Genomic DNA, 13,562 nt, shown 5'->3' with positions numbered 1-13,562 from the left:
AGTAGGCAATAATTTATTAATTTTTAATTATGTGTAAATCACGTAAATTAGCTAAAGAAAAAGAAATAAAAATACTTTCTAGAGATGAATTAGTATGATTTTTATAGGCTGAATAATAGGGTCTTGGCACTGAGTGTTAGAGTTTTTGACCTGAATATTGTCGTTGTTATTTACTATCTCCCACATGGTAAGTAGTATTTAAAAACACGATTAATTTAATAGCGTTGGAGGTATTTATATAATCTTTTAAAAAAAGTAAATATCAGAACTTAGTAAATATTTTCTGACAAGAATAATCATTATAAAAAATCAAATAACCATTTATAACTTACACAAAATAACTAAAATGCAGATGCACAAAAAAAGTATACGTTATACTATAGTTTTAATAATTAACTTCTTATGTTTTGGAGTTACATTTGGACAAGAAGAGCAACCAAAAAAATCTCTTTTTTCCAAAGAAATGATTTCTGAATTAGAAGATTTAATGGAAGAAGGGGATATACCAGGCTTAGCTGTAGGTATTGTAAAGGGAAACCAAAAAGAAATTAAAACCCTAGGATATCAATCAACAAATCATGATAGAGAAATAACTAGCCATACACTTTTTGAGTTGGGTTCTACTACAAAGGCTTACACTGCTTTAGCAATTCTAAAGTTAGTAGAAGAACAAAAAATAGACTTGAAGAAAAATATCTCAGATTATATCCCATGGTTTGATGTTGTTTTTGAAGGAGAACAAGTTCATATTACAATAAAACAATTGTTACATCATACCAGTGGAATTCCTTGGACAACATTGTCTTTAATTCCTGAGGGAGCGGAAAAAGAAGCGTTGAAAAACACTGTTAGTTTGGTTGATGGTATTGAACTCAGTACCACTCCAGGCACTACTTATGAATATGCTACGATCAATTACGATATACTGGGGTTACTAATAGAGAAAGTAACAAAGATGTCTTATGAAGAATACATCCAAAAAGAAATACTGCTGCCTTTAGGGCTTAAAGACACCTATGTTGGATCTGATGGTGTTGAAGACCGAATGAGTATTGGAAATAAAATCAGCTTTTTTGAAGCCAGACCTTATGAAGCTCCTATATACAAAGGAAATGAACCTGCTGGTTACATCGTTTCTGATATAGAAGACATGACAAGATGGTTGCAGTACCAAATGGGGGTAAAGTCTAATCCATTTCAACAACTCATTGAAAAATCACATCAAAGAGACCCATCTGTAAAGCCTCACGGATTGGCATCTTATGCCTATGGATGGGAAGTTTCCTTACGTGGAGATGATGCAATTTACCATGGAGGCATGAACCCTAACTTCTCTTCCTTTATTACTTTTCGGAAAGAAGAAAACATTGGAATAACGGTACTAGCGAATGCTAATAGTAGCGTTACACAAGTTATTGGAGATCGTTTGCTTAAACTTGCGACAGGTGATGAGTTAGAGCCTCTTCAGTTTCAGGCATCACAAGACAAAAGCTTTTCTATTGTTTCAATTCTAATTGTAATATATCTGCTAGGAGTGCTAGTGTTTATGGGATATGCTCTTTATGAAATTGTTGCGGGAAAACGTTCCTTTGAAAAGGTTACGCTTCAAAAAGTTAAGAAATTGTTTTTAGGTTTATTAGCCTTTATACCATTATTAGCTGGAATATATCTCTTACCCATGGCAATGGCAAATTTTTCATGGGATACAGCCTTGGTTTGGGCTCCCAATAGCTTTGCTGCCGTTGCTGTTTTAACAGTGATCGGGATGGGGCTAAGTTATATAGCGCTTTTAATAACTTCGATATTTCCTGAAAAGAATGAATATAAAAGAGCCGCACCAAAAGTAATTGTACTTAGTGTGATTTCTGGATTGGCAAATATGGTAGTTATTGTTTTAATAACGTCATCTTTTGAAAGTAATATGGAATTAAAATATATGTTCTTTTATTTTACTTTAGCGGCAGGTACTTATTTATTAATGCGGAAGATTGTACAAAGCAAAATGATTTATGTAACTAAAGACATCATTTATGATTTACGTATAAAAATGATTGATAAAGTTTTTCTTACCTCTTTTCAAAAATTTGAAAAAATTGACCGTGGAAGAATATATTCGGTAATGGATGATGATATTGGAACCATTGGTCAGTCTGCTGATACATTTGTAAGTATTACCACCAATATAATTACGGCTTTTGGAGCATTTACTTATATGGCAATTTTGAATATGTGGATTACATTAGTAACGGTCTTAATGATTGGTGTAATAACCTCAATTTATTATATAGTGAGTAATAGAGCCAGAGGATTATTTGATAGAGCTAGAGAAACCAAGACAATTTACTTAGAGCTCCTTAACGGAATGATTGATGGATACAAGGAACTAAGTATTAATAATAAGAAAAAAGAAAATTATAAAGAAGACCTCAAAGATAGTACTGAAGAATTTAGAAATAAGAGCACAAAAGCCAATATAAAATTTATTAATGCATTTCTCGTTGGTGAATCATTGTTAATTGTTCTTCTAGGAGTAACAGCTTTCGGAATTCCTGAATTTTTCCCGCATGTACAAACTGGGCTTGTATTAAGTTTTGTGGTGATTTTACTATACCTCATTGGCCCTATTAATGGAATTTTTAATGCAATTCCTCAGCTTATTCATTTACAAATCGCTTGGAAACGAATTCAACATTTACTAAATGATATTATTTTAGAAGCAGAAATAAGCTCAACCCCTAATGAAATTATTGTTCCTAAGACATTAGAATCTTTTCAAGCTAAGTCTCTTAAATTTGAATATGGAAGTGGATTTTCAGTTGGCCCCATAGATGTAGAAGTGAAAAAAGGGGAAGCCCTCTTTATAATTGGCGGAAATGGAAGTGGAAAAACAACATTGTCACGATTGTTAACAGGATTGTATGTAGCCCAATCAGGAGCATTACTTATCAATGGAGAAAAAGTTAAGCCTGAAGATTTAGGAGAATATTACAGTGCTGTGTTCAACCCATTTTATCTTTTTCAAAAGATATACGCAGAAGATATTAATTTAGATGAAAACAAAATTGAAGAACTTTTAGAAGTACTTAAACTTCAAGGTAAAGTTGATATTAAGGATGGTAGGTTTAGTACTATTTCACTCTCAGGAGGTCAATTGAAGAGGTTGGCATTATTACAGTGTTACTTGGAAGATAAGCCAATCTATCTTTTTGATGAATGGGCAGCAGATCAAGACCCAGTATTTAGAAAATACTTCTATAGAGAACTTTTACCCAAAATGAAGGAACAAGGGAAAATTATTATAGCAATTTCTCATGATGATCAATATTTTGATGTAGCTGACAAAATTTTAAAGCTAGACTTCGGGAAAGGGCAATATGTTAACGAATACGAACTAATAAACGATAATAAAACGTTACAAATTTAAGAATACCTATGAATACAATAAAACTATTTTGCTTCCCATATGCAGGAGGATCCGCAATGATCTATCACAAGTTGGAGCCTTTTTTAGATGATAGTATTATACTTAAACCGATTGAGTTACCAGGAAGAGGGAAACGAATTAAAGAAACACCACTGTCTTCTTTAGACGAAATCGTAGAAGATGTATTGAATACAATAGAAAATGATATATGGAGCGGAGAACCATATGCCTTCTTTGGACATAGTATGGGAGGGCTAATTGTTCACCAATTATTAGAAAAAATACAAACAGATAAAATGCCGTTGCCAGTTCATGCCTTTTTCTCGGGAAAAGGAGCTCCACAGGTTGAAAGAAAGAAGAAAGATTATCATTTGATGGATGATGACACTTTTAAGAATGAAATCATGAGATTAGGAGGAACTCCTCCTAGCTTCTTTGAATATCCTGAATTGGTCGATATTTTTCTTCCATTGCTAAGAAAGGATTTTAGTATTGCAGACACTGCAGTTCATGTACAAAAACATAAGTTGAGAACCGTTGATATTACAGTGCTTTTTGGAGAAGAAGAGGAATTATGTCAAGAAAAACGAGATGGGTGGAATGACTACTCAACGGGAACGTGCACTATAAAATATTTTAAAGGCGGCCATTTTTTCATTCATAATGAAACCAAAGAAATAGTAAAGGTGATTAATAATGAATTAGCAGCTATTGTAAGAGTATAATTCCCTGCTAAGGAACATAAAAATTTAAAATTTGAACACAGTTTATATCTTTTATTCAACTTTTCCGAAAAGCCTTCCGGTGGCAAGTTATAATGAATATTTACAATTTTTACCAGACGAATTAATAGAAAAAAATAAGTTTTATACACGTTGGGAAGATCAGCATGCAAATTTATTTGGTAAATTGCTATTACAACTTGGATATAATAATTTTGGACATAAAGATTGTATTTTGAATAAAATACAATATGGGAAAAATTCAAAACCATATATTGAAGGCGATCTAGAATTTAATATCTCTCATTCAGGAGAATATGTCATATGCTGCTTGTCAGATAATGTGAAATTAGGAGTTGATATAGAGGAAATAAAAGATATTGGATTTAAAGACTTTAAACAAGTTATGAATAAGAAGCAATGGAAAAAGATTAACGATGCTTCTGATCCTCAAAAACAGTTCTTTACATATTGGGTAATTAAAGAAAGTGTAGTAAAAGCAGATGGCAGAGGGTTTTCTCTCTCTTTACCAGAAATTGATATTCAATATAATAAAGCAATTTGTAACGGAGTAACTTGGTACTTGAATGAAATTCACTTGGAAAAAAATTACAAAACCTATATAGCAACTAATACAGAAGAGATACAGATAGAACTTGTCAATATAGATTTCTATAGCACTCTAAAGAAAAAGAATATTATAAAAACATTAGAAAACGGTGTAATTATTTAAAACAATAAGGTGAAGGTTGTCTTCTCATTAACTTTGGAATGAAGTGAAATATTCCCTCCATGTAAATGCATTATTTGTTTAGATAAACTCAAACCTATACCTGTTCCATGTTCTTTAGTGGTGAAAAAAGGAACAAAGATATCATCTATAAATTCTTTAGGAATACCAGGTCCATTATCAGAAACGCGAATAAACTTTTTACTAGAGCTATGTATACCAGCTTCAAGAATTATTTTCCCTGAAGTAGTATTAGTATCGAAAGCTTGGAGTGCATTATGAATTAAATTTACAAGTACTTGATTAATTTGTTGCTTATCGGCAAAAAGCTGTAATTCTTCAGAAATAGTAAGAATTGATAATACGATACCTTTTTTGTCGGCTTCCGAGATCATTAAATTTTGAACTTCTATTAAGAGCTCATGTACATTGAAAACATTTTTGTTTGGAAGAGGAATACTAATATAACTACGATAAGAATCTACAAAGCGAAATAGATTTTCACTTTGAAGTTTTACCACAGCGAGTCCTTTAGCAATATTTCTCTGCTCAATATCAGAAAGAGAGAATTCAGGGTTTTCTTTTTTAGGGTTATAATAGCGTAATAACGAATCGGCAATCGAGGTAATAGGAGCTATAGAATTCATAATTTCATGAGTCATAACCTTGATTAATCGCATCCAAGAATCGGTTTTATTTCTATCGAGTTCTTGTTTAATATTTTGTATCGTGATTAGTTTAAGTGTATTTGTGAATAATTTAAAAGGAGTAATTTTTACAATCAGTTGAACAGTTTCTCGTTCATTAGCGATTTCTATAAGTGTTTTGTCAGAAGTTTTGGTAGCATTAATAAAAGAAAACAAATGTTTATTTAAACCTTTAATTTGGCGTACATGATTTAAAGAAGAGTAATTTAGTAGTTCTTTAAGTTTAGAGTTCTTAAAAAGAATGGTTCCTTCTTCATCAATAGTAAAAATACCAATACTTGTTTGGTTCAATAGAGTTTTATAATAATTTTCTTGCGCGCGGTTTTCTGCGTGAATACGCTTAATTTTTTGATTAAATAAATTAATGTTCTTTGTTAAATTACCCAGAGTATTCCCTGAAGTATGTTCAGGAAAATTTAAACTAAAATCGTCATTTTTTAAGGCTTCAAAAAAAAAAGCAATTTTCTTATTGATTTGATTGATGTATGAAATCAACATAATTGTTTGAAAGATCAAAAGAACAATAGATAACGCAATTCCATAGTATGAAGAAGAAAATATAAAAGCTCCTGCAAAGCAAGTAAAAGCAATTAGGATAACTCGTATTACAATTTGAATAAAATAATATTTACTTGCCATTAGCTTTCATTTTTTTTAACTTATTATACAGCGTTTGCCTTGTAACTCCTAATTTGTGAGCAGCTTCGGTAAAGTTACCTGAAGAATGTAATAATGCTTTGGAAATCATGTTTTGCTCCATTTCTTCAAGTGTATGAATTGTAGCGTTTTCAGAAGCTTTTTTTACAGAACTTACAGTAAAATCTTCGGGGGTTAATATTGATGAACTACTAAGAATAACAGCGCGTTCCATAGTATGTTGTAACTCTCTAATATTACCTGGCCACGAATGTTCTCGGAGTTTTATTTTTGCTTTTTCACTTAACGAAAAAGGTGATTTATTATATTTTGATGCAAGAGTGTTTAGGAAATGTTTTGATAATAAAATAATATCATCACCTCTTTGACGCAACGGCGGAATACTTACATGAATTGTGTTAATTCTGTAAAGAAGATCTTCACGAAAGGAGCCTTCTGTAACCATTTGCTCCAAATTGCAGTTGGTTGCGCACACTAAACGAATATCAACAGGAATAGGGGTGTTTGACCCTACTTTAATAATGGTTTTATTTTGTATAGCTGATAATAATTTCGCTTGCATTGAGAGAGATAAATTTCCTATTTCATCAAGAAATAATGTACCTCCTTCTGCGGCTTCAAATTTTCCAATACGATCATCTTTGGCATCTGTAAAAGCACCTTTTAAATGCCCAAATAGTTCGCTTTCGAATAAGCTTTCGGAAATAGATCCCATATCAACAGAAATAAAAACTTCATCTTTTCTATTAGATTTAGTATGAAGTGCTTTGGCAATCATTTCTTTTCCAGTTCCATTTTCGCCAGTAATTAGAACATTTACGTCAGTATTCGCAACCTTGTCAATTAAATGTATAACCTCTTGCAATGCTTTAGATGTGCCAATAATAGAATTATGATCTTGCTGGGTGATAATTTTTTTTAGTTGTTTGGCTTTGCTTTTAAGATTGTGGATTTCAACTCTAGAGCGTCGAAGTTCCATGGCCGACTTAACCATGGTTAGTAATTTTTCATTATTCCATGGTTTTAAAATAAAATCGTATGCCTGTTCTCTTAAAGCTTTAACAGCAAGTTCGATGTCTCCATAAGCAGTCATCATAATCACAGCAGAACTAGGAGAAAGCTCCTTAAGTTTTCGCAACCAAAAAAGTCCTTCGTTTCCGGTGTTTACACCAGCAGAAAAATTCATGTCTAATAAAATGACATCGTAACTTTTAAGATTTGGAAAAGAAGGTATTTGATTAGGGTTGTTAATAGAGACGATAGTTTCGTACTCAGATTGTAACATAATCTCTAAAGCACTAAGTACGCTTTTATTATCATCAATAATTAAGATTTTTCCTGAATGCATGACCACTATTTTAGTCTAGTAAAAGTATTAAAAACTTTAAAAACATACAGTAAGAGTGTAAAAAAAATATACAGATAACGTTAAAAAATTTTACATATAGAAACCAGTGTATGTCTGTTCTTTTTCATAAGGGATTGATATATAGATTTTTGTTTTTTTTGGCATTGTCTTGGCACTGTTTCCATATATATGATATTACTAATTAAATTAAAATGACACAAAAAACTAGTCTATACATATTAAGTTTTATCTTTTTGACCCCGGTTCTAGCAGTAGCGCAGAAGAGTTGGTCATTGGATGAATGTATTAATTATGCTATAGATCATAACCTATCAGTGAAAAGACTAAAATACAACGAAGCTTCAGAGCTTGAAACACGACGACAATCGTACAGAAATTTACTCCCTGATATTTCAGGAAGCACCATGTATTCTGTGCGATATGGAAGATCAGTCGACCCAAATAACAATACCTTTGTTAGTTCAGACTTCTTCTCTAATAATTATTCATTAGATGCTTCATTAGATATTTTCAACGGATGGCAAAAAGTGAATACAATAGCATCAGCTAAATATATTTATACAGCAGTTTCAGAAGAAACATTACAAGAGAAATACATGCTTTCTTTTAGAATTATGCAGCAATATTATGATGTATTATATTTTAAAGAAGCGATCATTATTTCTAAAAAGCAGCAAGAAATATCTGAAATGAATTACCGCCTAGTTAAGCGCCAAAAAGAATTAGGACTTAAGGCAGGGGCCGATGTTTACACGGCTAAATCTACTTTGGTTTCTGATAAATTGAAACGTACTCAGATGGAAAATAATCTAAGGCTAGCCAAACTTCAATTGGCACAAGAAATGAATTTAGAAAACGCATCAGACTTTACTATTGATAATGTATCCTTCTTTGAAGAACCTCAGAAGCAAAATGATTCGATTCGTTTTGTCGAAGTTGTTTATGATAAAGCTGTTAAGTTCCTTCCTTCTATTAAAGCAAGTGAAGCAAGAATGGAATCGGCAATAAAAGAATTGGCAATTTCAAGAGGAGCATTAGCGCCATCATTATCACTCTTAGCAGGATATAGTACTGGGTACTTCGAAACTAATCTAGATGAAGATGGAAAGATTATTTCTTTTAATAAGCAATTAAGTGACAATGGGTCAACTTTTATCGGTGTTAATCTACAGGTGCCTATTTTTCAGGGATGGAGAAGAAGGTCAAATGTAAAACAAAAGAAAATAGCCTTGTTGCAGGCTGAAAATGACTTCGCCTTAAAAAAGCAGGAATTGAGAAAGATTATTGAGCAGTTAATTCAAAATTATAATGCCTCTCAATTAGAATATGAGCAAACCCAACAGCAGGAAAAAGAAATGGGATTATCCTTTAAAATTGCTCAGAAAAAATATGATAATGGGTTGATTAACGTGATTGATCTTAACATGGAAAAAAACCTCTATGCAACTGCACAAAATCAACATTTACAAGTAAAACTAAAACTAAAACTGCAAGAACAAACTTTAGCATTCTACAGAGGGATTAAAGTGTTTAACATTAACGAAGCAAATTAATAATAATGGATATTCAATTAGAAGAAAAAAAAGGAATTAGAAAAAAACATATTATCATAGTATTCGTTGGAATCATTGCATTTTTTGTAGGACGAAAACTGTTGTTTGGGTATAACGGAGCTACCTATAAAACAGATAGAAACCGTTTAAGTATTGTTCAAGTAAAGAAAGGAAACTTTGATGACTATATTTCAATTAATGGCTCAGTAGCACCAATAGCCACTATTTATATGGATGCCTATGAAGGAGGAAGAGTAGTAGAAAAAAAAATAGAAGAAGGAGCTATGGTAAAAAAAGGAGATATTATTTTGCGATTAGAAAATCAAAGTTTATATGAAAGGATTCTCTCAAGTGAGAATAATTTGGCGCTAAAACAAAACGATTTAAGAAGTACAAGATTAAATTTTGATGTTCGTCAGATAGAAGGACAGAAAAGCTTGGCACAATCAGATTATGATTTAGTTCAGAAAAAAAGAGCATATGAACAAAGTAAAACTTTATATGAAGAAGAACTAATAGCAAAAGAAGAGTATTTAAAAGCAAAAGAAGCATATGAATTGGCAAAACGAAATAATCAAATTATAACCAAACAAACTGAGCAAGATGCTAAACTAAGAGTTGCTACAATTGGTGAGTTAAATTCTGACTTGGCTCGAATGCGTAAAACATTATCAATGGTATATGAGCGAATAGATCATTTAAATGTAAGAGCCCCTGCTGATGGACAATTAGGGTACCTAGATGCGGAAATTGGTCAGAGTATTGATGAAGGCGAACGTATAGGTCAAATTAATGTGTTAACCGATTTTAAAATAGAAGCAGCGATTGATGAGCATTATATTGACCGAGTTCAACGAAATCTTAATGCTATTATCGAGAGAAACGGAACATCATATGCACTTCGTTTACGAAAAATATTTCCAGAAGTGAGAAACGGTAAATTTAGAGTCGATTTGGTATTTACAGACAAAAAACCAGAAACGATTAGAACAGGGCAAAATTATACGTTAAAATTACAGTTAGGAGAGTCAAATGAAGCTTTATTAATTCCAAGAGGCGGATTTTATCAAAGTAGTGGTGGGCAATATGTATTTGTGCTTAATAAAGATGAAATATCCGCAGTTAAAAGACCCGTTCGCTTAGGGAAACAAAATTCACAATACTTTGAAGTAGTTGAAGGGCTAAAGCCTAATGAAAAAATAATAACGTCTAGCTACAATGGCTTTGGCGAGGCAGAAAAAATAGCCATAACCAATTAATCAATACAAAACTTTAATAAGAAGAAATGATACAATTAAAAAATTTAAAGAGAAGTTTCAGAACTGAAAATGTAGAAACCTTTGCAATTAATGATGTTTCGTTACATATTGCTGAAAATGAATTTGTGGCCATAATGGGACCGTCAGGGTGTGGAAAATCTACATTGCTAAATACACTTGGTCTTTTAGATAAACCTTCTTCTGGTTCGTATGTGTTTGCTGGGCACGAAGTTTCAAAACTTACAGATGATCAACGTGCACAAATCAGAAAGGGAAATTTAGGATTTATTTTTCAAAACTTTAATTTGATTGATACACTTACTGTATATGAAAATGTAGAGCTTCCATTACTATTTATGAAAGTTCCGAAACAAGAGCGTAAGCAAAAAGTAGAAAAAGTATTGGAGAGAATGAAGATAGGGCATAGAGCAAAACATTATCCACAGCAACTTTCAGGAGGGCAGCAACAACGGGTAGCAATAGCTAGAGCAGTCGTTACTAGTCCTAAAGTCATTTTGGCTGATGAGCCTACGGGAAACCTTGATTCAAAAAATGGGCAAGAGGTAATGAATTTGCTCTCAGAGCTTAGTCAAGAAGGGGCTACCATTGTAATGGTAACGCATTCTGATTACGACGCTCAATTTGCAAATCGAATAATCAATCTATTCGATGGTAAGGTCGTTTCAGAGACGATGAATGAACCTGTTGAGGTGAACAGCAAAATGTTAAATTAACCATGTTAATTAAAAAAGATTATGATAATCAATAATTTAAAACTGTTTCTTAGGAATGCATTGCGCTATAAAAGTGTAACTCTAATTAATATCATTGGATTAAGTGCTGGTTTAGCCTGTGCTTTATTTATTTGTCTTTGGATATATGAGGAGTGGACGGTAGATAAGTTTCACAAGAATGAAAAGCAGTTGTATCAAGCAATGGTGAGGTCTCAAGAAAGTAATGGTACTTCAATCTATGAAAATACGCCTCCCGTACTAGCAGAAACCATTAAAAATGAGATCCCAGAAGTAGATAAAGTAATTCCTTATATCTATGATTTTGCAAAAAATGTGATCTCTGTAGAAAACACAAGCTTTAAACTTCAAGGGGTATATGCTGGAACTGAATTTTTTGAAATGTTTTCGTATAATCTTATACAAGGAGACCCGAAAACTACCTTAAGAGATATTAATAATATTGTTATTTCAAAAGAAATGGCAATCAATTTTTTTGGAACTAGTGAAGGGGTGTTAGGGAAAAGTATCATGTACAATAATGAACATGTAAAACAGGTTTCTGGTGTTTTTGATATGACAGGGTTAAATAACTCTATTCAATATGATTATGTTGTTCCGTTTGAGTCTTTATATGTTCACATTCCCAGGGTGAAGAAAAACTGGAACAATAGTTATGTTCATACCTATTTACAACTTCAAAAAGGGGCATCACCTCAATTGGTTGAGTCCAAAATAGAAAGCATCATTGCTCAAAACTCTAATAATAAAACAGCAACTTTATTTTTGCGTCCGTTCTCTAGTAAATATTTATATGGTAAGTATGAGGAGGGGGTTCAAGTAGGGGGAAGAATTGATAACGTGAAAGTTTTCGGACTCATCGTATTTTTTATTCTACTGGTAGCCTGTATTAATTTTATAAATCTATCTACAGCGAATGCTTCTAGAAGAATGCGAGAAATAGGGATAAAGAAATCTATGGGAGCCAAAACTAAAGAGTTAAGAATGCAGTTTTTTGGAGAATCCATACTAACGGTTTGTATTGCTGGAATTATTTCCCTCTTCATTGTTGTTTTACTGTTGCCCCAATTTAATGCGATTGCAGGCAAACAAATTACACTTTCTTTAAATATCACATTACTAGGGCTTTTTGTGGGGATGATTATAGTTACTGGTTTTTTAGCGGGAAGTTATCCAGCCATTTATTTGTCAAAATTAAATGCAGTAGAGGTTTTAAAAGGGAAGTTAAGTACAAGTTTTAGTGAATTATTGATACGAAAAGGATTGGTTATTTTTCAATTTGCACTATCGGTAGTTTTAATTGTTGCGGTAATGGTTATTTACCAACAAATGAAATTCATTCAAAATATGGATTTAGGGTATAATAAAGATAATATTATAGCTTTCAAAGCTGAAGGAAAAGCAATCACTCAACTAGATGATTTCCTATTAGCACTTAATAGACAACCAGGAGTAAAGCATACTTCAAGTATGTTTAATGAATTTATAGGAAAAGCAAATTCTACTGGAGATTTGATTTGGCAAGGAAAAAATCCTAATGAAACTACTGATATGCAATATATGCGTGTAAATTATGATATGCTAGAATTATTAGGGATTAAAATGAAAACAGGAAGGTCTTTTTCAAGAAACTTTAGTAGTGATAGTCTTAAAATTATCTTTAATGAAAGTGCAATAGGAGTTATAGGAATGAAAGACCCTATAGGTAAAACTGTAGATCTTTGGGGAGACCGTTATGAAATCATAGGGGTTGCTAAAGATTTTCATACAGAATCTTTACAGCAACAAGTGAAGCCAATGTTTATGATATGTAATACAAAAAGAACGAGTACCATAATGGCTAAAGTTGACACTAACGGACTTCAAGGAATCATAGGAGGGATAGAGCGTTTTTACGCAAACTATAATCCAGGGTTTCCATTGGAATATAAATTTATAGATGAAGACTTTGATGCTCAGTATAGATCTGAACAGCGAATTGCGACTCTTTCAAAGTATTTTGCAGGATTGACTATACTTATTTCCTGTTTAGGGTTATTTGGGCTGGCAATATTTACATCTGAAAATAGGAGAAAAGAAGTAGGGATAAGAAGGGCTTTAGGTCAAAAAAAATCAGAGATAATTGTATTGTTAACTTCTGAATTCGCAAAGCTTGTTGGTGTAGCTATTTTCATAGGACTGCCCTTAGCTTATCTTTTAATAAAGGATTGGTTGGCTGGCTTTGCATACAGAGTAGATGTAAATATAGGATATTATTTGTTAGCCGGCCTTATAGCTATGGTTATAGCACTTTTAACGGTAAGCTACCAAGCAATTCAAGTAGCTTATAAGAATCCCGTAGAAGCGCTGAGAGATGAATAAGAATTTTCGATGTTATTACAGAAAGAGA

The 13,562-nt window shown here is 32.3% G+C and carries 9 protein-coding genes; 7 read left to right on the top strand and 2 right to left on the bottom strand.

Going from position 1 to position 13,562, the window contains the following annotated elements:
- Window positions 1–346: 346 nt before the first annotated feature.
- The 3 genes from AC2TDS_RS06540 to AC2TDS_RS06530 are packed head-to-tail and all read left to right on the top strand — an operon-like array spanning window position 347 to window position 4,879.
- Window positions 347–3,424: a cyclic peptide export ABC transporter gene (locus AC2TDS_RS06540; RefSeq protein ID WP_484738301.1), complete on the top strand. Its 3,078-nt coding sequence runs from the start codon at window positions 347–349 to the stop codon at window positions 3,422–3,424.
- 8 nt (window positions 3,425–3,432) lie between these two features.
- Window positions 3,433–4,149: a thioesterase II family protein gene (locus AC2TDS_RS06535; RefSeq protein WP_484738300.1), complete on the top strand. Its 717-nt coding sequence runs from the start codon at window positions 3,433–3,435 to the stop codon at window positions 4,147–4,149.
- 31 nt (window positions 4,150–4,180) lie between these two features.
- The gene (locus AC2TDS_RS06530; RefSeq protein ID WP_484738299.1) at window positions 4,181–4,879 is read left to right on the top strand and encodes a 4'-phosphopantetheinyl transferase family protein; all 699 of its coding nucleotides are present in this window, start codon (window positions 4,181–4,183) and stop codon (window positions 4,877–4,879) included.
- On the opposite strand, the gene AC2TDS_RS06525 is transcribed toward AC2TDS_RS06530, so the two are convergent.
- Together AC2TDS_RS06525 and AC2TDS_RS06520 are read right to left on the bottom strand one after the other, a co-directional pair.
- A complete protein-coding gene (locus tag AC2TDS_RS06525; protein ID WP_484738298.1) occupies window positions 4,876–6,222 on the bottom strand; it encodes a sensor histidine kinase in 1,347 nt (448 codons plus the stop codon). The genes AC2TDS_RS06530 and AC2TDS_RS06525 overlap by 4 nt on opposite strands.
- Entirely contained in the window at window positions 6,212–7,588 is a 1,377-nt protein-coding gene (locus AC2TDS_RS06520; RefSeq protein ID WP_484738297.1) for a sigma-54-dependent transcriptional regulator, read from the bottom strand. The genes AC2TDS_RS06525 and AC2TDS_RS06520 overlap by 11 nt, the downstream gene beginning before the upstream one ends.
- Before the next feature lie 212 nt (window positions 7,589–7,800).
- Between AC2TDS_RS06520 and AC2TDS_RS06515 the strand changes: the two genes are divergently transcribed.
- Genes AC2TDS_RS06515 through AC2TDS_RS06500 form a run of 4 tightly spaced genes read left to right on the top strand, consistent with a single transcriptional unit; the run spans window position 7,801 to window position 13,534 of the window.
- Window positions 7,801–9,162, top strand: coding sequence for a TolC family protein (locus AC2TDS_RS06515; RefSeq protein ID WP_484738296.1), 1,362 nt, complete (start codon window positions 7,801–7,803; stop codon window positions 9,160–9,162).
- A 5-nt stretch (window positions 9,163–9,167) separates the two neighbouring features.
- A complete protein-coding gene (locus AC2TDS_RS06510; protein ID WP_484738295.1) occupies window positions 9,168–10,421 on the top strand; it encodes an efflux RND transporter periplasmic adaptor subunit in 1,254 nt (417 codons plus the stop codon).
- A 26-nt stretch (window positions 10,422–10,447) separates the two neighbouring features.
- On the top strand, window positions 10,448–11,155 hold the full coding sequence (locus AC2TDS_RS06505; protein WP_484738294.1) for an ABC transporter ATP-binding protein: 708 nt from the start codon (window positions 10,448–10,450) through the stop codon (window positions 11,153–11,155).
- Window positions 11,156–11,176: 21 nt separating this feature from the next.
- Entirely contained in the window at window positions 11,177–13,534 is a 2,358-nt protein-coding gene (locus tag AC2TDS_RS06500) for an ABC transporter permease (protein ID WP_484738293.1), read from the top strand.
- Window positions 13,535–13,562: the final 28 nt, after the last annotated feature.

Source organism: Tenacibaculum profundicola, assembly GCF_057220795.1.
The sequence above is the reverse complement of the archived record's forward strand: the minus strand, read 5'-3'. Positions and strand labels throughout refer to the sequence as shown.